Genomic DNA, 20,147 nt, shown 5'->3' on the forward strand with positions numbered 1-20,147 from the left:
CGCCTTCGCAAAGGATTTCGCCAATCTCCTGCGTTGCCGAAAGCGAGCCGATGTTGCGGCCACCACCTTCTCCCCGTCACTATATGAGGGGCGGCGCCGGCGTGAAGTGATTGCCCTGCGCGAAGAGGCCCGGAGCGTTGCAGGGATAGCGACCGCTCGAATATCATCAATGGAGCCTGGCAAAATCGCCCGGCTCCATACGCATTGGAAGGAACGATGCCCGCACCCGCCATTTACGTCGATGCCGACGCCTGCCCGGTAAAGGCCGAGGTCGAGAAAGTCGCCGAGCGCCATGGCGTCGTCGTCACCTTCGTCTCCAATGGCGGCCTGAGGCCGTCGCGCGATCCGATGGTCCGCAACGTCGTCGTGTCCAAGGGCGCCGACGCGGCCGACGACTGGATCGTCGACAATGCCAAGCCCAACGACATCGTGGTGACGGCAGACATCCCGCTTGCCGCCCGCACGGTCGCGCTCGGTGCCCATGTGCTTGGGCCAACCGGACGCCCGTTCACGCCGGAAACCATCGGCATGGCGGTGGCGATGCGCGATCTCAAGCAGCATCTGCGCGAGACCGGCGAAAGCAAGGGCTACAATGCCAGTTTCGCGCCGCAGGACCGCTCGCGGTTTCTCGGCGAACTCGACCGCATCTTGCGGCGTGCGCTGAAGTCCGTCGCAACGGACTAGAATGCGACCTTGAGACCCAGCTTGCCGCTGACGGTTGAACTGTCCTCGGACCATTTGCCGCGAATTTCAGTGCTGACGGTTGTCGATGAAGACATCTTCAGATTGAAGCCGGAGGACAGCGCCACCGAGAAGTCTGCATCCTCGAAATCGCTCTTTTGACCAAAAACGCTTGCTGTGTTCGAATAGCCGAAACGCTGCTGCAGATCCGCGCGCGCATAGGGGCTGATGACCATGCCGTTTCCGAGCTGGTAATCCGCGTAAACCCCAGGGTCGAACTTGATCGCGCCAAACGATAAACGGCTCTTTCCAAATTCAGTGCCGGAGTCGTCCGTGTATGCGTCGCCGGTAAAGGTAACGCCCAACAGCCCGCCACGAAGATCGAAACGCACGCGATCGGTCAAGTTGAAGATGCGGCCGATCGACCCTGTTATCGCGTAGCCTTGCGTGTCGTAGCTGCCGTCATTTCCCTTGACGTCCGTGTTGCCCAGGAACGCCGAGGCGGCCACAAGAGCATAGCTGGTGCCTTTACGATAAAGCCCATAGCCGCCGAACATGCCGCTTTTGTTGGTCGCGTCACCGACACCGAAAACGTCGACATTGACGTCAGCCGAGGCATAACCGCCGAACAGCCCCAGATTCAATCCGTGCTCGCTGTCGAATCCGAAATGCTTTGCCGCGTTGAAGTCGACACTGGCGGCAGCGGAGAATTCATCGACCTCGAAGCTCGGTCCGTCAAAGACGTCGAAATCGTCCGAAACGGTGAAGCCGTCATGCTCCGTGTGGGCCAACTGGCCGGAAGCGAAAACGCCGAACGGTGAAGACTGGGCCGGCGGAGCTGCGTTTGCGGGGCCGACTTCCGCCTGGATGATGTCGTCGGACAATTTGAGAAGCGCATCCAAGGACGTGTCGACAATCGCGCTATTGACGGCCACGCCGACGTAGCAGTCCGTTACCAGAAAGCTGCCCTCACTGTCTTCGATACAGGCGTTTGCTTTCGAAGGCAGGAAAACCAATGCAGCACCAATCGAAATTGAGCTCGCGCACAGGCGCAAACGCCAACTCTTGCCTTTCATTGTCCCCTTCCCCTGCTACTTGTGTCGTCTGGCTTAAATATCAGGACATGCAATGCGCAGTTGAACTATGAAAAACATCACTGACTGCAGTAGATGCGAGTGCAACACTAGGCCAGCGTTGGTGGGAGCATAACAAATTATCTCTGGCGTGGATATGATTTCGTGTGGACCGCTGGCTTCCTGCGGACCGAAATGGCTGCGGCGGCTACCGTCCGGCTGGATCCACGGCATCTCCAGGAAAACCGAGCTCGGCCAGATCGAAGACGGGCCGCGCCCTTACGCTTCCTTTGACATGGGTTCTGGTGTAAAAATCGCGGTGGTCTTCGGAGGAACGAGTTCCGGCGCATGAGCGGAACGGCGCAGGCGGGCGGACACTTCGGCGACTTGAAGATGTCACGCGCCGAAACGAGCCCTTGCCATGAGCTACCGTCTCCTCCTGCGCATTGTTGCGGTCCTGCTGGTTTCACTTGTCGGATCCCTCGGCGTTCAAGCCGCGGTCGAGGAAGGCCCGTCGCCACAGCCAGGTAAGCGGCTCGCGATCGTCATCGGCAATTCCGACTACCGGAGCGCCCGCCTCCCGCATCTGGCCAATGCTGCAAACGACGCCACCAGATTTTCTGAAAGCCTGAAGAGACTGAAATTCGATGTGCTAACGGCAACCAACCTGTCGTCCGACGGGTTCACCAAGCTTTTCGAACAAGCCGAGGGCAAGTTGGCGGACGCCAGCGCTGTCCTCATCTTCTACGCTGGCCACGGCGTGCAACTCGGGGGCGAGAACTATCTTCTGCCGGTCGATACGCCCAATGCCGAGAACCTGCAGGAGTTGATCGCGGGCGCGGTCAAGCTCAACGATGTGATTTCGAGATTTGCCAGCCGTGAAAGGCAGACCTTCGTGTTTCTTGATGCCTGTCGTAACAACCCGATGGGCAAAGGCCCCAGCGCTATGGACGGTCTCGCGCAGATCGAAGTGGGTGAAAACACATTCATTGCCTTTGCAACGCAGCCCGGCAATGTTGCTGTCGACGGCTCGGGAGACAACAGCCCCTTCACCACGGCATTGTTGAAGAACGTCGAGATTCCCGGGCTCAGCATTTCGGACATGATGATCCGCGTGCGCAACGAGACCGAGGCAATCACCATCGGGCGTCAGGTTCCGTGGGATCAGTCGAACCTTCGCGAGCAGTTCTACTTCACCGAGCAGCAAGTGCTCGACCCGGCCCAGCTCAGCGCCAGCCTGTCGCGCATCCTGGCCGATCCTGCCGCCAAGGAGAAGTTGAAGGTCGAGCTCGCTTCCAACGACCTGCAGACAGCCGTGCTGATCGTTGGCCAGGCATTGCGTTCGGTCGAGATTTCGCCCTTACAAGACGCTGCGGCCAAGCCCGCCGGCACCCAGGTCGCCAGCCTCGAGGGGGCCAGGCAGAGCGTCGTCTCCGGACTTGAAACGCTGATCGTCGGTACTTCGGCGACTGAAACGGATTCCCAAAAAGCGACCGATCTCGCGCGCAGCATCCAGACCGAGTTGCGACGTTTGGGCTGCTATCGGATGACAGTGGACGGAAGGTGGGGCAAGGGCTCGGTGCGCGCGCTCACCAATTACTACAAAAAAACCGCGAGAACCGCATCCGCAACCGAGCCCACGGTTGAACTTCTGAGTGATCTGTTCCTGCGCTCCGGGCGGGTTTGCAAGGATCCGGTGGTCGTGCAGAAGATCAAGCCGGCGAAGGTGGCATCAGAGGCGGCTCCGGCGCGCAAGAAGGCGGCCAACCGAAAAGCCGCAAGGTCGCAGCAGCAATCCTCGCGCCCGGCTGCACCTCCGCCCGACATCAGCGGCGGCATTGGGATCGGCGGCGTTTTCTGATGCATGTCGCCCAAAAGTGCGCAGCGGTTTTGGGATAAGGACATGCATAGAAACAAGGACTTAAAGCGCGTCGCCTGAATCCCTTCAGACTCGACGCGCTTTAACGCACGCCGCAGAAGCGCTTCTTGCTTCATCACCTCCGGTTCGGAAAGGATCATGCGCAGATTCCAAAAGTGCTACAGTGTCCTTTCGCGTCTGAAAGGACGCTCGGCACCGTAGAAGACGGACCGCCATCAGAGGCCGGGCCATGACGACCGATACACCCCTGAAGGCCCCATTGCACCGCCACATGCAATTCGCGGTGTCGGCCTGCGTCGGTGTGGTGGCACTGGCGATCGCACTGGTCTTGCGCGCCCCCCTCGCCTATTCGATCGGCGCCAATGCGTTCTTCGCCGCCTATACTGTCCTCGTCGTCGCCCAGATGCCGCTGCTCACCGGCCGCTATCTGAGCAAGAATGCCCGCGCCACCGACCAGCCGGTGCTGGTCATCTTCGCCGTGACCCTGATTGTCGTCGCCGTTGCCATCATCTCGTTGTTCCAGTTGATCAATCGAGGGGGCAGCCCGCATCCCATCGAACTCACCTTCGCGCTGCTGTCGATCCCGCTCGGCTGGTTCACCATCCACGCCATGACGGCGCTGCACTACGCGCATGTCTACTGGATGGACGACGAAGAGACCGACCCCGGCAGCACGTCGAAGCAGAAAAAGCCCGTCGGCGGTCTCGAATTTGCCGGTAAGGAGCGGCCGGACGGCTGGGATTTCCTCTATTTCTCGACCACCGTCGGCATGACCTCACAGACCTCCGATACCGACGTCTCGACCACGCAAATGCGTCGCATCGTGCTTTTGCATTCGATCGTGTCGTTCTTTTTCAATACAGTGATCGTCGCCGCCGCGGTCAACCTCGCCGTCAGTCTTGGAAGCCAGTAGTATCGGGTAGCCTGTAATAATTCCGTGATCGGATGAAACATCGCTTTGGCTGGCAACGTATTGGGAGGAGAACGATCGCAAAGGCCGACTGAGCGGCCGGAAGGACGCAAGAAATGGAATCGGTTGCCAGGAGCCAACCCGCCGCCGGGGTGGACGCTGCCCCTCTGAAAGATGCGACGCTGATCTACCGGCAGTCGCGCTGGACGCGGCTGACGCATTGGCTCTGGGCCATCTCGCTGTTCTTCATGCTGCTTTCCGGCCTGCAGATCTTCAACGCCCGCCCCCAGCTCTACATCGGCAAGGAGTCGGGATTCGCATATAACAACACTGTCTTCGCCATCGGCGCCGAGAACACCGCAAACGGTCCGCGCGGCTACACCGAAATCTTCGGCAAGCGCTTCGACACGACCGGCGTGCTCGGCTGGTCTGGGCCGGCGGGCCAGGAAAGGTCCCGCGCCTTCCCGTCCTGGGCGACGATCCCTTCCTATTACGACCTCGGCACCGCCCGCGTCGTCCATTTCTTTTTCGCCTGGATACTGACCACGACACTGGTCGTCTGGCTCGTCGCCAGCCTGGTCAACGGCCATCTGCGTCGCGATCTTGCCCCGCGCATCGACGATCTCAGGCGCTTGCCACGAGACATCGTCGATCATGCCAAGCTCAAGTTCCATCACACGCGTGAGTACAACACGCTGCAGAAGATGGCCTATGGCGGTGTAATGTTCGTGCTGCTGCCGCTGATGATCATCACTGGCCTTGCGATGTCGCCGAGCATGAATGCGGTGCTGCCATTCCTCAACGACCTGCTCGGTGGCCGGCAGACGGCGCGGACGATCCATTTCATCGTGATGCTGCTGCTCATCGTCTTCTTCATCATCCATATGCTGATGATTTTCGCCGCCGGGCCGATCAACGAGCTGCGTTCCATCATCACCGGCTGGTACCGGACCGATCCGCCGGCGCATGACAGCAAGACACCCGAGAGGAGTGCGTGAGATGGCGAAGTTTGTGATCAGCCGCAGAAAATTCCTGACCTCGGCCAGCCTCGGCGTCTCCGGCATCATGCTGTCGGGTTGCGATGCCTTCGACAGCCAGCTTGGCGTGGGTGACGGCCTGCGCAGCTTCCTCGAAGGCGCCAACGGCCTGACCTGGCGCGCGCAACGCCTGCTCGCCGGCGATTCGCTGGCGCCTGAATTCACCGAGGCCGACATCCGCCAGCCGCAGCGGCCGAACGGCGTCACCGCGCCGGACGACGATGTCTACAAGGACCTGCTCGCCAACAATTTCGCCGACTGGCGGCTCGAGGTTTCCGGCCTTGTCGAAAAGCCGCTGTCGCTGACCCGCGAGCAGCTGATGAACATGCCGAGCCGCACCCAGATCACCCGCCACGACTGCGTCGAAGGCTGGAGCTGCATCGCCAAATGGACCGGCACGCCGCTGTCGCTGGTGCTTGATCAGGCGGTGGTCAAGCCGCAGGCGCGCTACGTGATGTTCCATTGCCTCGACACGATCGACCGCAGCCTGTCCGGCGACATCAAATATTACGGCTCGATCGACCTGATCGATGCCCGTCACCCGCAAACGATCCTTGCCTATGGCGTGAACGGCAAGCCGCTGCCGGTCGAGAACGGCGCACCGTTGCGTGTCCGCGTCGAGCGCCAGATCGGCTACAAGATGCCGAAATATCTCCACAGGATCGAACTGGTCGACGGTTTCGCCACTATCGGCGGCGGCAGGGGCGGCTATTGGGAGGACAATGGCTACGATTGGTACGGCGGCATCTGACCGCAGAGCATGATCCCTAACCGAAGGTCAGCGCAGCAAAAAGTGGGAACCGGTTTTTGCTTCGCTGACCTTCAGTTCGGAAAAGATCATGTTCAAAAGAAAATAGTCGCGACGCTCAGTAACTGTCGTCGCTGTCATCGCCATCGCTGCGCAGGGCCGGGTTCAAATCCGGATTGTCGTCCGGGGTGACAAGCTTGCCCAGCCCGTGCGGTCCCTGATAATTGCCGTGGGTATCGAAGTTGGGATTGCCCTGATTGTCGAATTGCGGCGCGGTCATCGGCGGCGACGCACAGGCGATGGTCGCCACATCGCCAACGCCGCAGATGGCCGCCAGGCTCTATGATGCGAAGTTGACGATGGTGGGCGGCCCGCTGTTGCGGACCCCGGAAGCATTTGCGATGCGGCCGGACGATGTCCGCCTGATCCAATACGTCAACAACTGGATCGGCGCGCGGACCGCCGACGGCACCATCACCGGCATACGCCGCTACTGGTTCGGCGGCTTCAAATGGACGTCGCGGTTCGACACCAGTGCCAAGCCGGAGCCTGCCAAGCAATAGCTTCGACTCTTGGCGGGTCCTGGCCGGGACAATTGTTGCAACCCTAAGCGACCTTGTCGATCAGCGGCCCGGGCGCCGGATGGATTTCCAGCGAGGTTGTTAGCGAAGACTTGTCGGTAAGACGTCGCAGGCAGGTGACAAGGTGTCGTCCACAGGCTATGGATGGCGAGTCGAGGGCTTTTGCGAGCCCTACCTGTTTGCGGGAGAGAGCAGCGAGAGCTGCCGCCGAAGGGGAAATCGCCCGAAATCTCTCAGGCAAAAGAACCGTAGACGGGAAAGACACTCTGGAAAGTCGGGGCTTGCCCCCGCGCCGAAGGTGTAAGCGCTGCCGACAGAGTTCCGGGGCGCAAGTCTCTCAGGCTTCAGACAGAGGGGCACGGACTGGCCGCCATTCGCGGCCGATTGCGTGCGACTCTGGAGATGACATGACGGGCGACGACACCAAACACCTTTCCCTCGAAGATCTGCACGTGGCCGCCGGTGCGCGCTTTGGCGCGTTCGCCGGCTGGTCGATGCCGCTGACCTATCCGGCCGGCGTGATGAAAGAGCACCTTCATACCCGCGAACACGCCGGCCTGTTCGACATCTCGCACATGAAGCTGTTCGAGATCAGTGGCCCGGGCGCTGCAGCGTTGCTCGATCGCGCCTGTCCGTTGGACGCAGGCGCGCTTGATATCTCCCAGTCCAAGTACACGTTCTTTCTGAATGAAGCCGCCGGCATCATCGACGATCTGATCGTCACCAGGCTCGGCCGCGAGCGCTTCATGGTCGTTGCCAATGCCGGCAATGCCGAAGCCGACGAGAAACACCTGCGCGGGCTTGCCCTGGATTTTGATGCAAAGGGGGATTTTGACGCAAAGGGCGGTTTCGATGCCAGGGTTGACGCGCTCGACCGCGTCTTCCTGGCGATCCAGGGCCCCGAAGCCTGGGCCGCCCTGTCCCGCGCCAGCATCGAGACCGGTTCGCTGCTGTTCATGCACGGCTTTGAGCCCCGCGAGAACTGGTTCATGAGCCGGTCGGGCTATACCGGCGAAGACGGTTTCGAGATCGGCCTGCCGGAGGCCGACGCGCGAAATCTCGTCGCCAGACTGCTCGAGGACGATCGCGTGCTGTGGGTCGGGCTGGCCGCCCGCGACAGCCTGCGGCTCGAAGCAGGGCTGTGCCTGCATGGACTGGACATCACGCCTGAGATCGATCCGGCCAGCGCCGGACTGATGTGGGCGATCCCCAAGGAGGTTCGCGCCTCTGGCGCTTTCATCGGCGCCGATGCGTTGCGTGCAATCCTGGAGCGCGGCCCGGCGCAGAAACGCGTCGGCCTGAAGCCGGAGGGCCGCCAGCCGGTGCGCGCCGATGCTGCCCTTTTCGACGCCGACGGCAATCCCGCCGGCCACGTCACCTCCGGCGGCTTCGGCCCCTCGGCCGCCCATCCGGTCGCCATGGGCTATGTCCAGACGTTGCTGGCCAAGCCTGGCACAAAACTCTTCGCCGACGTTCGCGGGACGAAAATCCCGATCAATATCAATCCCCTGCCCTTCACACCGCATCGCTACCGCAAAGGATGATTCTCTCATGGCAAAGACCTATTTCACCGAAGATCACGAATGGCTCCGCGTCGAAGGCGGCATCGCCACCGTTGGCATCACCGACTACGCGCAGGAGCAGCTCGGCGATCTCGTTTTCGTCGAATTGCCGGAGCTTGGGAGAAAGCTGGCCAAGGGCGATACGGCCGTCGTGGTCGAATCCGTCAAGGCGGCATCGGACGTCTATGCACCGGTCGACGGCGAGATCACCGAGGCCAACACCTCGCTCTCGTCGGACCCGTCTTTGGTCAATTCGGCGGCGACCGGCGACGGCTGGCTGTGGAAGATGAAGCTGGCCGACGAAAACCAACTCGAAGGCCTTCTGGATGAAGCCGCGTACAAAGCCCATATCGGTTGATAGCAGGACCAGGAAGATGACCGCAGCACCCTACCCCTTCTCGGCCCGCCATATCGGCCCGGGCCTCGACGAAACCCGTGCCATGCTGGCGACGATCGGCGTTCCCTCGGTCGAGACGCTGATCAGCCAGGCGGTGCCGAAATCGATCAGGCTCGATCGGCCGCTGGCCTTGCCGGCCCCGGCAAGCGAAGCGGAGGCGCTGGCCGAGCTTTCAGCGACAATGGCGAAAAATACGGTGCTGAAGAGCTTTATCGGCACCGGCTACCACGGCGTCCACGTGCCGCCGGTCATTCAGCGCAATCTGTTCGAGAACCCGGCCTGGTATACGGCCTACACCCCCTACCAGGCCGAGATCAGCCAGGGCCGGCTCGAAATGCTGTTCAATTTCCAGACCCTGGTCGCCGAACTGACCGGCCTGCCGGTGGCGTCCGCCTCGCTGCTCGACGAAGCGACGGCGGTGGCTGAGGCGGTCGGCATTGCGTTACGCCATCATCGCGACAAGCGGACCAAGGTGGCGCTGGCCGGCACGCCGCATCCGCAGACGCTCGACGTCGTGCGCACCCGCGCCGAGCCGCTCGGCACCGAGGTCGACGGCGAGACGATCGACGACAACACCGCCGCCTTGCTCGTCTCTTGGCCCGATACGTTTGGTGTCTACGGCGACCACAGGGCGGCAATCGAGAAAGCCCGCGCCACCGGTGCGCTCGTCGTCTTCATTGCCGATCCGCTCGGCCTGACGCTGACCGACACGCCGGCAAGGCTTGGCGCCGACATCGCCGTCGGTTCGATGCAGCGCTTCGGCGTGCCGATGGGCTTTGGCGGGCCGCACGCCGCCTACTGCGCCGTTTCCGACCGGCTGACGCGATTGATGCCCGGCCGGCTCGTCGGCCAGTCCACCGACAGCAAGGGCCGCCCCGGCTACCGCCTCGCCTTGCAGACGCGCGAGCAGCACATCCGCCGCGACAAGGCGACCTCCAACATCTGCACCGCGCAGGCGCTGCTCGCCAACATGGCGACGGCGTATGCGATCTGGCATGGCCCTGCCGGCCTGCAGGCGATTGCGGGGCGCATCCATGAATTGGCCAACCGCCTGGCTGCCGGCCTCACGGCATCAGGTGTTTCGGTGCTTGGCGCAAGCCGCTTCGACACGGTAACGGTGGAAGTGAGGGGCAAAGCCAGCGCGATCGCCGCCGCCGCCGAAAAGACCGGCCGGCTGCTGCGCCTGATCGACGCCGACCATATCGGCGTCAGCTTTGACGAGACCTCCACCGATGCCGACCTGGACGCGATCGCGGCGCTGTTCGGTGCCAAGGCGGGCGTCGCCGCCGGCACCATGCCCGGACAGCCGCGCGGCCAGGAGTTTCTGACGCAGCCTGTCTTCCACGAAAACCGCTCGGAAACCGACATGATGCGCTTCCTGCGCCGGCTGGCCGACAAGGACCTGGCGCTCGACCGCGCCATGATCCCGCTCGGCTCCTGCACCATGAAGCTCAACGCCGCCGCCGAGATGATGCCGGTAAGCTGGCCTGATGTCGCCAACCTGCACCCCTTCGCGCCGGCCAGCCATTCGGCCGGCTACCGCGCGATGACCGACGAGCTGGAAGGCTGGCTGGCGGAGATCACCGGCTTCGACGCGGTGACCCTGCAGCCCAATGCCGGCAGCCAGGGCGAATATGCCGGGCTGCTCGCCATTCGCGGCTACCACCGCTCGCGCGGCGAAAGCCACCGCACTGTCTGCCTGATCCCGTCTTCCGCGCACGGCACCAATCCGGCGAGCGCGGCGATGGCCGGCATGAGTGTCGTCGTCGTGCGCTGCACCGAAGACGGCAACATCGACATTGATGACCTGAAAGCCAAGGCGGCCCAGCATGCGCAAAATCTCGCGGCGCTGATGTTCACCTATCCCTCGACGCACGGCGTGTTCGAGGAAGGCGCGCGCGACCTCTGCGCCCTCATCCACAGCCATGGCGGCCAGGTCTATTTCGATGGCGCCAACCTCAACGCGCTGGTCGGTCTCGCCCGCCCGGGCGACATCGGCGCCGATGTCTGCCACATGAACCTGCACAAGACGTTCTGCATCCCGCATGGTGGCGGCGGTCCCGGCGTCGGCCCGATCGGCGTCAAGGCGCATCTGAAGCCCTATCTGCCCGGCCACGTCAACGAAGGCTCGGGCCATGCCGTGTCGGCCGCACCGTTCGGCAGCGCTTCGATCCTGCCGATCACCTGGATGTATATCCGCATGATGGGCGCTTCGGGCCTGAAGCAGGCGACCGAGACGGCGATCATCTCCGCCAACTACGTGGCGACACGGCTCGAAGCGCATTTCCCGGTGCTCTACAAGGGCAGGCACGGGCGTGTCGCGCATGAATGCATCCTTGACACCCGCGTGCTCAAGGACAGTGCCGGCATCAGCGTCGACGACGTCGCCAAGCGACTGATCGACTATGGTTTCCATGCGCCGACCATGTCGTTTCCGGTGGCCGGCACGCTGATGGTCGAGCCGACCGAGTCCGAGCCCAAGAGCGAACTCGATCGCTTCTGCGACGCGATGATCGCGATATCAGGCGAGGCAGCCAAGGTGGCGAAAGGCGAATGGCCGCTGGCAGACAATCCGCTGGTCAATGCGCCGCATACCGCCGCCGAGGCGCTGGCCGGCCAGTGGACCCACCCCTACTCGCGCCTGGAAGCGGCCTACCCCGCCGGCGATGCCGACACCGCAGCCAAATACTGGCCGCCGGTGTCGCGCATCGACAATGTCGCCGGCGACCGCAATCTCGTCTGCTCCTGCCCGCCGCTGTCGGAGTATCTGGGCGCTGCGGAATAGCTATCAGGTGAACGCAAGGCCGGCCCCTCGGCCTTGCGAGGCCCTTGCTGGAGTTTAGGTCAGCGGCAGTCCGTGGATTTCCGCTAACCTCCCGACACAAGTCTCCGACGAGGTTTGCAAAGCGTCGACGCTTCGTCCATGTCCATACGTCGTGCGGAACCTCTTGAAGCATCCGCCCGTGGACCCATTTCCGCCGCTTGGTTGTCGAATGGTTTTGCGGTAAGAGGGCTCTATCCTCGAACGTAACAGGAACCTCCGTCGCCTGCCCGCAAAAAGCGTGGCAGTATCGGGTGGTGATTCGCAGCATCGGAATCCAGGACCGGCATGGACGACAACAACGATCTTTTCGGCACTATGGACAAGCAGCCGCAACCGGTTCGCGCGACCGCGCGACCGGCCGACCCGCTCGTGCAGGCGGCAAAGCGCCCGGCATCCCGCGACGGCAGCGAGAGCTACAGTGCCGCCGACATCGAGGTTCTGGAAGGGCTGGAGCCGGTGCGACGCCGCCCCGGCATGTATATCGGCGGCACCGACGACAAGGCGATGCACCATCTGTTTGCCGAGGTCATCGACAATTCGATGGACGAGGCGGTCGCCGGTCACGCGACTTTCATCGATGTCGAGCTTTCCGCCGACGGGTATCTGGCCGTCACCGACAATGGCCGCGGCATTCCGGTCGATCCGCACCCGAAATTCAAGAAGCCCGCGCTCGAAGTCATCATGACGACGCTGCATTCGGGCGGCAAGTTCGACAGCAAGGTCTACGAGACCTCGGGCGGCCTGCACGGCGTCGGCGTCTCCGTGGTCAACGCGCTGTCGGACCATCTCGAGGTCGAGGTTGCGCGGGGACGGCAACTTTACCGGCAAAAATTCTCACGCGGCGTTCCGGTGACTGGCCTGGAGCCGCTCGGCGAGGTGCATAACCGCCGCGGCACCAAGATCCGCTTCCATCCTGACGAGCAGATCTTCGGCAAGGGTGCGGCTTTCGAGCCGGCGCGGCTCTATCGCATGACGCGCTCGAAGGCCTATCTGTTCGGTGGCGTCGAGATCCGCTGGACCTGCGATCCCTCGCTGATCAAGGAGAAGGACACGACGCCGGCCAAGGCCGAGTTCCATTTCCCGGGCGGCCTCAAGGACTATCTGAAAGCCTCGCTCGGCGACGAATTCCAGGTCACCCGCGAAATCTTCGCCGGCAAAAGCGACAGGCAAGGTGGCCACGGTTCGCTCGAATGGGCCGTGACCTGGTTCGGTGGCGACGGATTTCTCAATTCCTACTGCAACACCATCCCGACCGGCGAAGGCGGCACGCACGAGGCCGGCTTCCGCAACGTCTTGACGCGCGGCTTGCGCGCCTACGCCGATCTGGTCGGCAACAAGCGCGCTTCGATCGTCACGTCCGAGGACGTCATGATCTCGGCGGCGGGCATGCTGTCGGTGTTCATCCGCGAGCCGGAATTCGTCGGCCAGACCAAGGACAGGCTGGCGACGATCGAGGCGATCAGGATTGTCGAGACCGCCATCCGCGATCCCTTCGATCACTGGCTGGCCGACAATCCGCAGGAAGCCTCGAAACTGCTCGAATGGGTGATCGCGCGCGCCGACGAGCGGGTGCGGCGGCGCCAGGAAAAGGAAGTGTCGCGCAAGAGCGCGGTGCGCAAGCTGCGGCTGCCCGGCAAGCTCGCCGACTGCACGCAGAATGCCGCGGCCGGTGCCGAGCTCTTCATCGTCGAGGGCGATTCGGCCGGCGGCTCCGCGAAACAGGCGCGCGATCGTGCCAGCCAGGCGGTGCTGCCGCTGCGTGGAAAAATCCTCAACGTCGCCAGCGCCGGAAACGACAAACTTGCCGGCAACCAGCAGATATCGGACCTGATTCAAGCGCTCGGCTGTGGCACGCGATCAAAGTACCGCGACGAGGACCTGCGCTACGACCGGGTCATCATCATGACCGACGCCGATGTCGACGGCGCCCACATCGCTTCGCTGCTGATCACCTTCTTCTATCAGGAGATGCCGAGCCTGATCCACGGCGGCCATCTCTATCTGGCGGTGCCGCCGCTCTACTCGATCCGGCAAGGCGGCAAGGTCGCCTATGCCCGCGACGATGCGCACAAGGACGAACTTCTGCGCACCGAATTCACCGGACGCGGCAAGGTCGAGATCGGCCGCTTCAAGGGGCTGGGCGAAATGATGGCGGCCCAGCTCAAGGAAACGACCATGGACCAGAGGAAGCGCACGCTGCTCAGGGTCGACGTGATCGACGCCGAGGCGGCGACCAAGGATGCGGTCGACGCGCTGATGGGCACCAAGCCGGAAGCCCGCTTCCGCTTCATCCAGGAACGCGCTGAGTTTGCCGAGACAGAAGTGCTGGATATCTGAACGTCTTCTGCTCGGCGAGCCGCAGACGGCGACACTGTTGCAAGGCAGTATAAGGACAAGACCTAGGCGGCAGCGATCGCCAAGGCATGTCCGCGCGCGTTTTCGCGCAGCGCATCGAGATGGATCGATTTGACTAGTCCGGCGAGATCGCCTTCCGCCGACTGCCCGCCCAATTCCTTCAGCATCAGCCAACTGACTTCCTGGACGCCGGCGAGGCGCTTGCCATTGGCGACCTCGCGCCAGATTTTCAGGGCACGCAGGATGATCGCGTGCGTGGCCGTGGCAAGGCCGGCACTGCGGAACAGCGCCTGCAGCGCCACGTCATGCCCGCCGGCCAGCAGCGCCCTCACCCGTTGCTCGGATTGCTGGCTGAGCGCGACCAGCGCCGAGCCGAAGAAATCGACCTTGCCGTGCGCGACGGTACGGATGATGAAGCTTGCGGTCAGGTCGCCGCGCAAGCGCAGATGCTCGATCAGTGCGGCATGTTCCTCCTGGCGCGTGCCTTCGATCAACGTCACGGAAGCCTTGATGCAGGCGTCACGCATGACGCGCTCGGCTCTGGCGCGGCCCATCAGCGCCAGCACCAGCGGCGAACCTTTGAGCGTCTCACCAAGTTTTATCAGCAGCATATGCCGGCAGTCGGCGGGCAGGCGTGCGTCGGCGATCAGCGCTTCGCGCACCAGAGGCAGATGGCCATGGCGTTCGGCGATACGGCGGAAGCTGAGCGAAGCGATGACGGCACCGCTGTTGGCGAGCAGCGTGGCGCAGGCTTCCGGCTCACCGATTTCGGCGATCGCCGCGGCGACCGCCATCGAGACACGCGGACGGTCGGCGATCAATTTCTGCGTCGCCTTGTGGCCGCCGGCAACGCGGTCGATCAGATCGGCATCGGTGAGCAGCGGCGACCGCGCCAGCACCAGGCTTGCCACTTCCGGCTGGTCGGACGCCAGCGCGCTGATGATCTGCAGCGGCGCGTGATGGCTCATCGACAGCGCCTCTGCCATCGCCAGCCGCACCTTCGACGAGGCGTCGTCGAGCAGCAGCGTCAGCGCCGCCTCCGCTGCGCAGCGGTCCTCGAAAGGCAGATCGGCATTGATGTAGGCGCGGGCCAGCGCGCTTGCCGCAGCGGCGCGCTCCGAGACCCTCGCCGTGTATATCCATTTCAGGAAATGCGAAACAACCATACTGCCCGCCACGCCCCTGGCCCGAGTCCGTTCCCGCCCTAGGGAAGACCCTAGGCAGAAATGGTTTACGAACGGTTCACCATGTTTGTTAACTGGCTTGCGAGCGCGGTATGCAGCGCCTATCAACCCTTAAGCAGCGGAGGAGATCGACCATGGCCGGGCTTTATCTGGAAGAGTTCGTCGTCGGCCGCGTCTTCCGGCACACGCTGCGGAAAACCGTCACCGAAAGCGACAACATGCTGTTTTCGGTGATGACGCTGAACCCGCAGCCGCTGCACATCGATTTCGACTTCGCCGCCAAGAGCGAATGGGGCAAGCCGCTGGTCAATTCGCTGTTCACGCTGGGCCTGATGATAGGCATTTCGGTGAACGACATCACCGTCGGCACCACCATCGCCAATCTCGGCATGAAGGAGACAGTGTTTCCGCATCCGGTCTTCCACGGCGACACGATCCGCGTCGAGACCACGGTGGTGTCGGTGCGCGAGTCCAAATCGAAGCCGGATCGCGGCATCGTCGAGTTCGAGCACCGCGCCTACAATCAGAATGACGTGCTCGTCGCCAAATGCACAAGGCAGGCGATGATGAAGAAGGCAGCGTAGCTCATGCGTTCATTGCTGTTCGTTCCCGGCGATTCCCAGAAAAAGCTGGAAAAGGCGTTTGGCGCCGGCGCCGACGTGGTCATCGTCGACCTAGAGGATTCGATCGCGCCACAAAACAAGGCATTGGCGCGCGACACCGCGGCGCGCTTCATCACCGAGCAATGGCATCAAACCAAGTCCGCTATCTATGTGCGGGTCAACGATCTCTCGACCGGCCTGACGGATGACGATCTGGCGGCACTCGTTCCGGCCGGACCCGACGGCATCATGCTGCCGAAGTCGAACAGCGGCCAGGACGTCCAGCATCTCTCGGCCAAGCTCAGGGTCCACGAGGCCGAAAACGACCTGCCGGATGGTGCGATAAAAATCCTGCCGATCATCACCGAAACAGCTGCCGGCGTGCTGGCGGCTGCGACTTATGCCAACGTCGGCGCGCGGCTTGTCGGCGTCACCTGGGGCGCGGAAGACCTCTCGGCGGCGGTCGGCGCGCGTGCTGCGCGCGACGAGAACGGCCGCTATACCGATGTGTTCCGTTTCGCCCGCACCATGACCGTCCTCGCCGCGGGTGCCGCGGAAGTCGCGGCAATCGACACGATTTTCCCGAATTTTCGTGACATGGCCGCCTTCGAGGCCGAATGCGCCGAGGCTGAACGCGACGGGTTCACCGGTAAGATGGCGATCCATCCGACGCAAGTGCCGGTCATCAACACCGCCTTCACACCGTCGACCGAGGCGGTGAAACACTCCGCCGCCCTGGTTGCGGCATTCGAGGCGGCTGGAAATCCCGGCGTGGTCGGCATCGACGGCAAGATGTACGACCGGCCGCATTTGCGGCTGGCCGAGCGGCTGCTGGCCCGCGCCAGGGCGGCCGGGATTTCCACCTGATCTTTCCCCAGCCCTAGTCCTTTTCCCAACGAGGCCGGCGCATCGAAAAGATCTCGTTGACACTGGCATAGTCCATATAGCCGAGACGGCCGACGTTGCCCGCCTTGACGATATCGAACATGCCGTCCTTCAGGAACGCATCGTCGATATGCACACCAACGACTTCGCCGGCAACGACGACGGCGCTCGTCGATGTCCCGTCCAACGCCTTTGGCCGCAGGATTTCCGTCACCCGGCATTCGAGCGCCGCGGGCGCCGCCGCCACGCGCGGCGGCGCAACAAGACGCGACGGCGCCATGGTGAGATCGGCATAGACGAACTCGCTGACGCCGCGCGGCGCATCGACCGCGGTGCGGTTCATTTTCTCGGCAAGATCGCGGCTGACGAGATTGGCGACGAACTCGCCGGTCTCTTCGGCGAAGGTCGCGCTGTCCTTCTCGCCTTCGGACGAAAACCAGACGATGAAGGGTCGTGTCGAAAGGGCGTTGAAGAAGGAATAGGGGGCGAGGTTGATCTTGCCGGCCTTGTTCACTGTCGAGATCCAGCCGATCGGCCGTGGCGCCACGATCGCCTTGGAAGGGTCATGCGGCAGCCCGTGCCCCTTGGATGGCTCGTAGAACATTCAGCCTACCCACGGCCCGGCATAGTCGGCATAGAGCTTTGCCGGATCAGGGCGCGGCCGTTCCGGCGCCGGCCCCTGATAGGAGCCGATATGGACGAAGCCGACGACCCGCTCATGCGGCGCCAGCCCCAGGATCGCCCTGCCCTCCGGCACGTCGGAATACCAGTTGCTGATCATGTTGGTGCCATAGCCCAGCGCATTGGCTGATATCATCAGGTTCATCGCCGCCATGCCGCCGGACAGGAACATTTCCCATTGCGGGATCTTTGGGTTTTCCTTCGGGCTCGACACCACGCCGATCACCAGCGGCGCGCGTGAAAAGCGCGCCAGTTCCTGGTTGCGGCGGCCCTCAGGCAACGGCCCTTCGCGCTGTTCGGCAAGAGCCGCCAGCTTCTTGCCGATCTCGACGCGTGCCTCGCCCCGGTAGAGGATGAAGCGCCAGGGCTCGAGCCGGCCGTGGTCCGGTACGCGCGAGGCGGCGGCAATCATCGTCGCGATGTCAGCATCGCTGGGCGCTGGGTCCTTCAGCTCCGGGATCGGCGCGGAGTTTCGGGTCAGCAGAAAGTCGATGATTGGCGACGCCATGGGCGCAAGTCTCCTTGGAATTTGAGCTGAAGCGCGCCATTGGGGCACCGGCGGCTTGGGCATTGGCGCGGCGCGCCGGACAGAAGAGCTCATAACAGAACTGGTCCGGACTCTTAAGCCTTGAAATTGCCACCGCCTTGGGCTTCAACGCAAGGCATGTTTGAGGGGATCCCGCGTCTTTTCCCGATCTGGCTTGGCGCCGCACTGTTCATGGTGCCGGTCTCGTCCGCCGTCGCGCAGGATGCGGACGGCCTCAGTGACCTGAAACTTCCTGGGATTTCGAGCTTTGCGACTCCGAACAGCGAGACATCGCTGGCATTGGGGAGCAGCGGGGCGATCACGCTGTCGGCGCAGTTGACGGACAAGGGCGCCGACATCACGCGCGGCATCGTCTGGCGCGTCTTCAAGCCTGAACCGACCGGCGACGGCAAACTGCCGTTGGTCGCTTCCGCCCATGGCGGCAGCGCGGTGTTTCAGCTCGAGCCCGGTAGCTATCTGGTGCATGCCTCCTACGGCCGGGCGGGCGCCACCAAGCGCATCACCGTAGGCAAGGATGCCAAGCGCGAAAGTCTCGTCCTCGATGCCGGCGGCCTCAAGCTCGATGCCGTGCTGTCGGGCGGGGTGCGCATACCGCCGAAGAAACTGCGCTTTTCGATCTATGAGGGCCAAGCCGAAGCCAACCACGATCGCGCCCTGATCATACCCGACGTCGAGCCGAACAGCGTGGTGCGGCTGAACGCGGGCGTCTACCACGTCGTCTCGACCTACGGCTCGGTGAATGCGGTCATCCGCTCCGACATCCGCGTCGAGGCCGGCAAGCTGACCGAAGCGGCCGTCGAGCATCATGCGGCGGAGATGACCATGAAGCTGGTACGCGAGTCGGGCGGAGAGGCGATCGCCGACACCTCCTGGTCGTTGCTCAACGAATCCGGCGATCCCATCCAGGAAACCGTCGGCGCCTTTGCTTCGATGGTGCTTGCCGAGGGCGACTACACCATTATCGCCAAGAACCGCGACCGCATCTACCAGAAGGATTTTACGGTCGTGGCCGGGCAGAACAAGGAAATCGAGGTTCTCGCCACGGAAGCCTCGGCGATAAATCCTGAGGAAGGCGCGGACTAAACCGTCCGGACAGTGCCGTACAGGATTCGGGTCCGGCGCATGACTTGCCGATCAGGCCGCCTTGCGCATGCGTCGCGGCAGGAACTGGCCGCGGCCGCGCGGTTCGACCGGCGCCAGATCGAAAACGCCGCGATAGAGGCGGTCGAGCAAAGCCTTGCGGTCGCGCAGCGGCTCCAGTTCGTCCCACCCCAGCACGTCGCCGACGCGTACGTCGATCGATTTGCCGGACAGCCGCGCGAATTCGTGGATGAGCAGGGAAATGCGCAGCGTCAGGGAAGCCCTGCCGACGAACTTCGCCACACGACCGTCACGCTCGGCCATGTTCATCGGCCCGCTGACCAGGTGGAACAGCCGGCCGTTCTGACCGGAAAAATGCATTGGGACGACCGACGCCTTGGCATCCTGAACCAGACGGGCCGGAAACATCTTCCACGGCAGATCGCGCGCCCGGCCAAAACCTTTCGGCGCGGTGGCGACGCCGCCCGCGGGGAAGACGACGATGGTGACGCCCTCTTTCAGCAGCCGCACCGCCTCGTGGCGGATCGCCATGTTGTTCTTCAACGCGTCCTTGGTCTCTGAAAAGTCGATCGGCAGCGAATAGGGCTCCATCTCGCGGATCTTGAGCAGATCCTTGTGGATCATGACGCGAAACGGGCGCTGAAGCTGCTCGGCCAGCGAGAGCACCGCAATGCCGTCGCCGATGCCGAACGGATGGTTGGCGACGATCACCAGCGGCGTGTCAGGCAACTTTGCCGGCGGCCATTGGCCGGCGACCTGCACCTGGACATCGATCAACTCCAGCATACGGCTGAACACGCGCTCGCCGGTCGGCGCCACATGGCGACGCCAGAAATCATAGAGCGCCGCGAAACGATCGCGGCCGGACAGGCCCTCGATGGAATGGATGAACCAGCGCGTCAATGCCGGCTGATGCGGACTGGCGTAGGAAAGCTCGGGAAACGGTCTTTCGCGCATCTTCAGCTTGAGCATGAGGGCTCGTTACAAGGCTGGCGTGACAAGCATGTGAAAATGGCGGGCATGTGAAAATGGCGGGCACGTGAAAATGGCGGGCACGTGAAAATGGCGGGGCACGTGAAAATGGCGGGGCACGTAAAAAC

19 protein-coding genes and 1 riboswitch are annotated in these 20,147 nt (G+C 63.1%); of the genes, 13 read left to right on the forward strand and 6 right to left on the reverse strand.

Annotation, left to right across the window (positions count from 1 at the left end):
- Nucleotides 1-216 precede the first annotated feature (216 nt).
- On the forward strand, nt 217-684 hold the full coding sequence (locus E5X88_RS00110) for a YaiI/YqxD family protein (RefSeq protein WP_292157012.1): 468 nt from the start codon (nt 217-219) through the stop codon (nt 682-684).
- On the opposite strand, the gene E5X88_RS00115 is transcribed toward E5X88_RS00110, so the two are convergent.
- Nucleotides 681-1,757: an autotransporter outer membrane beta-barrel domain-containing protein gene (locus E5X88_RS00115; RefSeq protein ID WP_292157014.1), complete on the reverse strand. Its 1,077-nt coding sequence runs from the start codon at nt 1,755-1,757 to the stop codon at nt 681-683. The two genes, E5X88_RS00110 and E5X88_RS00115, sit on opposite strands and share 4 nt — an antisense overlap.
- A gap of 418 nt (nt 1,758-2,175) precedes the next feature.
- Here E5X88_RS00115 and E5X88_RS00120 point away from each other — a divergent pair, with 418 nt between their 5' ends.
- The 4 genes from E5X88_RS00120 to E5X88_RS00135 all read left to right on the forward strand — a co-directional run bounded on the left by E5X88_RS00120 (nt 2,176) and on the right by E5X88_RS00135 (nt 6,331).
- Complete coding sequence (locus E5X88_RS00120) at nt 2,176-3,615, forward strand: caspase family protein (protein WP_292157016.1); 1,440 nt, start codon at nt 2,176-2,178, stop codon at nt 3,613-3,615.
- Between the two features lie 247 nt (nt 3,616-3,862).
- Nucleotides 3,863-4,546, forward strand: a complete 684-nt coding sequence (locus E5X88_RS00125; RefSeq protein ID WP_292157018.1) for a DUF1345 domain-containing protein — start codon at nt 3,863-3,865, stop codon at nt 4,544-4,546.
- 113 nt (nt 4,547-4,659) lie between these two features.
- Nucleotides 4,660-5,541 carry a cytochrome b/b6 domain-containing protein gene (locus tag E5X88_RS00130; protein WP_292157020.1) on the forward strand — a complete coding sequence of 294 codons (882 nt, stop codon included), beginning with the start codon at nt 4,660-4,662 and terminating at the stop codon, nt 5,539-5,541.
- 1 nt (nt 5,542) lies between these two features.
- Nucleotides 5,543-6,331: a molybdopterin-binding protein gene (locus E5X88_RS00135; RefSeq protein WP_292157021.1), complete on the forward strand. Its 789-nt coding sequence runs from the start codon at nt 5,543-5,545 to the stop codon at nt 6,329-6,331.
- Between the two features lie 115 nt (nt 6,332-6,446).
- Here the strand turns inward: E5X88_RS00135 and E5X88_RS00140 are convergent, their stop codons facing one another.
- Nucleotides 6,447-6,638 (reverse strand): hypothetical protein, encoded by a 192-nt coding sequence (locus E5X88_RS00140; protein WP_292157023.1) that lies wholly within the window; start codon nt 6,636-6,638, stop codon nt 6,447-6,449.
- A 16-nt stretch (nt 6,639-6,654) separates the two neighbouring features.
- Between E5X88_RS00140 and E5X88_RS00145 the strand changes: the two genes are divergently transcribed.
- The 5 genes from E5X88_RS00145 (at nt 6,655) to parE (ending at nt 14,029) form a co-directional block, all read left to right on the forward strand.
- Entirely contained in the window at nt 6,655-6,891 is a 237-nt protein-coding gene (locus E5X88_RS00145) for a transporter substrate-binding domain-containing protein (RefSeq protein WP_292157025.1), read from the forward strand.
- 190 nt (nt 6,892-7,081) lie between these two features.
- Nucleotides 7,082-7,168: riboswitch (glycine riboswitch) on the forward strand.
- 148 nt (nt 7,169-7,316) lie between these two features.
- Nucleotides 7,317-8,453, forward strand: a complete 1,137-nt coding sequence (gcvT, locus tag E5X88_RS00150; protein WP_292157027.1) for a glycine cleavage system aminomethyltransferase GcvT — start codon at nt 7,317-7,319, stop codon at nt 8,451-8,453.
- 7 nt (nt 8,454-8,460) lie between these two features.
- Nucleotides 8,461-8,829 carry a glycine cleavage system protein GcvH gene (gcvH, locus tag E5X88_RS00155; RefSeq protein WP_292157029.1) on the forward strand — a complete coding sequence of 123 codons (369 nt, stop codon included), beginning with the start codon at nt 8,461-8,463 and terminating at the stop codon, nt 8,827-8,829.
- Between the two features lie 16 nt (nt 8,830-8,845).
- Nucleotides 8,846-11,653: an aminomethyl-transferring glycine dehydrogenase gene (gene gcvP, locus E5X88_RS00160; RefSeq protein WP_292157031.1), complete on the forward strand. Its 2,808-nt coding sequence runs from the start codon at nt 8,846-8,848 to the stop codon at nt 11,651-11,653.
- 324 nt (nt 11,654-11,977) lie between these two features.
- Entirely contained in the window at nt 11,978-14,029 is a 2,052-nt protein-coding gene (gene parE / locus E5X88_RS00165) for a DNA topoisomerase IV subunit B (RefSeq protein ID WP_292157032.1), read from the forward strand.
- 62 nt (nt 14,030-14,091) lie between these two features.
- Here the strand turns inward: parE and E5X88_RS00170 are convergent, their stop codons facing one another.
- Nucleotides 14,092-15,213, reverse strand: a complete 1,122-nt coding sequence (locus E5X88_RS00170) for a DUF2336 domain-containing protein (RefSeq protein ID WP_292157613.1) — start codon at nt 15,211-15,213, stop codon at nt 14,092-14,094.
- Between the two features lie 110 nt (nt 15,214-15,323).
- On the opposite strand from E5X88_RS00170, the gene E5X88_RS00175 reads away from it, so the two are divergent.
- Nucleotides 15,324-15,815 (forward strand): MaoC family dehydratase, encoded by a 492-nt coding sequence (locus tag E5X88_RS00175; protein ID WP_366664793.1) that lies wholly within the window; start codon nt 15,324-15,326, stop codon nt 15,813-15,815.
- 3 nt (nt 15,816-15,818) lie between these two features.
- Complete coding sequence (locus E5X88_RS00180; protein ID WP_292157036.1) at nt 15,819-16,700, forward strand: CoA ester lyase; 882 nt, start codon at nt 15,819-15,821, stop codon at nt 16,698-16,700.
- A gap of 13 nt (nt 16,701-16,713) precedes the next feature.
- Here E5X88_RS00180 and E5X88_RS00185 read toward each other — a convergent pair whose 3' ends face one another.
- Together E5X88_RS00185 and E5X88_RS00190 are read right to left on the reverse strand one after the other, a co-directional pair.
- Nucleotides 16,714-17,322 (reverse strand): flavin reductase family protein, encoded by a 609-nt coding sequence (locus E5X88_RS00185; RefSeq protein ID WP_292157037.1) that lies wholly within the window; start codon nt 17,320-17,322, stop codon nt 16,714-16,716.
- The gene (locus E5X88_RS00190) at nt 17,323-17,907 is read right to left on the reverse strand and encodes a nitroreductase (protein WP_292157039.1); all 585 of its coding nucleotides are present in this window, start codon (nt 17,905-17,907) and stop codon (nt 17,323-17,325) included.
- 156 nt (nt 17,908-18,063) lie between these two features.
- Between E5X88_RS00190 and E5X88_RS00195 the strand changes: the two genes are divergently transcribed.
- Nucleotides 18,064-19,029: a hypothetical protein gene (locus E5X88_RS00195; RefSeq protein WP_292157041.1), complete on the forward strand. Its 966-nt coding sequence runs from the start codon at nt 18,064-18,066 to the stop codon at nt 19,027-19,029.
- 51 nt (nt 19,030-19,080) lie between these two features.
- Here the strand turns inward: E5X88_RS00195 and E5X88_RS00200 are convergent, their stop codons facing one another.
- The gene (locus tag E5X88_RS00200) at nt 19,081-20,019 is read right to left on the reverse strand and encodes a lysophospholipid acyltransferase family protein (RefSeq protein WP_292157043.1); all 939 of its coding nucleotides are present in this window, start codon (nt 20,017-20,019) and stop codon (nt 19,081-19,083) included.
- Nucleotides 20,020-20,147: the final 128 nt, after the last annotated feature.

It is taken from the genome of Mesorhizobium sp., from assembly GCF_004962245.1.
In the GTDB taxonomy this organism is placed as follows: domain Bacteria; phylum Pseudomonadota; class Alphaproteobacteria; order Rhizobiales; family Rhizobiaceae; genus Mesorhizobium.

What these genes read in the sequence shown, in the direction of transcription:
- gcvH (WP_292157029.1), top strand. Translation starts at nt 8,461, where the DNA reads ATGGCAAAGACCTATTTCACCGAAGATCACGAATGGCTCCGCGTCGAA.
- gcvT (WP_292157027.1), top strand. Translation starts at nt 7,317, where the DNA reads ATGACGGGCGACGACACCAAACACCTTTCCCTCGAAGATCTGCACGTG.
- E5X88_RS00200 (WP_292157043.1), bottom strand. Translation starts at nt 20,019, where the DNA reads ATGCTCAAGCTGAAGATGCGCGAAAGACCGTTTCCCGAGCTTTCCTAC.
- E5X88_RS00110 (WP_292157012.1), top strand. Translation starts at nt 217, where the DNA reads ATGCCCGCACCCGCCATTTACGTCGATGCCGACGCCTGCCCGGTAAAG.
- gcvP (WP_292157031.1), top strand. Translation starts at nt 8,846, where the DNA reads ATGACCGCAGCACCCTACCCCTTCTCGGCCCGCCATATCGGCCCGGGC.
- E5X88_RS00190 (WP_292157039.1), bottom strand. Translation starts at nt 17,907, where the DNA reads ATGGCGTCGCCAATCATCGACTTTCTGCTGACCCGAAACTCCGCGCCG.
- E5X88_RS00195 (WP_292157041.1), top strand. Translation starts at nt 18,064, where the DNA reads ATGTTTGAGGGGATCCCGCGTCTTTTCCCGATCTGGCTTGGCGCCGCA.
- E5X88_RS00125 (WP_292157018.1), top strand. Translation starts at nt 3,863, where the DNA reads ATGACGACCGATACACCCCTGAAGGCCCCATTGCACCGCCACATGCAA.
- E5X88_RS00180 (WP_292157036.1), top strand. Translation starts at nt 15,819, where the DNA reads ATGCGTTCATTGCTGTTCGTTCCCGGCGATTCCCAGAAAAAGCTGGAA.
- E5X88_RS00130 (WP_292157020.1), top strand. Translation starts at nt 4,660, where the DNA reads ATGGAATCGGTTGCCAGGAGCCAACCCGCCGCCGGGGTGGACGCTGCC.
- E5X88_RS00175 (WP_366664793.1), top strand. Translation starts at nt 15,324, where the DNA reads ATGCAGCGCCTATCAACCCTTAAGCAGCGGAGGAGATCGACCATGGCC.
- parE (WP_292157032.1), top strand. Translation starts at nt 11,978, where the DNA reads ATGGACGACAACAACGATCTTTTCGGCACTATGGACAAGCAGCCGCAA.
- E5X88_RS00145 (WP_292157025.1), top strand. Translation starts at nt 6,655, where the DNA reads ATGGCCGCCAGGCTCTATGATGCGAAGTTGACGATGGTGGGCGGCCCG.
- E5X88_RS00135 (WP_292157021.1), top strand. Translation starts at nt 5,543, where the DNA reads ATGGCGAAGTTTGTGATCAGCCGCAGAAAATTCCTGACCTCGGCCAGC.
- E5X88_RS00185 (WP_292157037.1), bottom strand. Translation starts at nt 17,322, where the DNA reads ATGTTCTACGAGCCATCCAAGGGGCACGGGCTGCCGCATGACCCTTCC.
- E5X88_RS00170 (WP_292157613.1), bottom strand. Translation starts at nt 15,213, where the DNA reads ATGGTTGTTTCGCATTTCCTGAAATGGATATACACGGCGAGGGTCTCG.
- E5X88_RS00120 (WP_292157016.1), top strand. Translation starts at nt 2,176, where the DNA reads ATGAGCTACCGTCTCCTCCTGCGCATTGTTGCGGTCCTGCTGGTTTCA.
- E5X88_RS00115 (WP_292157014.1), bottom strand. Translation starts at nt 1,757, where the DNA reads ATGAAAGGCAAGAGTTGGCGTTTGCGCCTGTGCGCGAGCTCAATTTCG.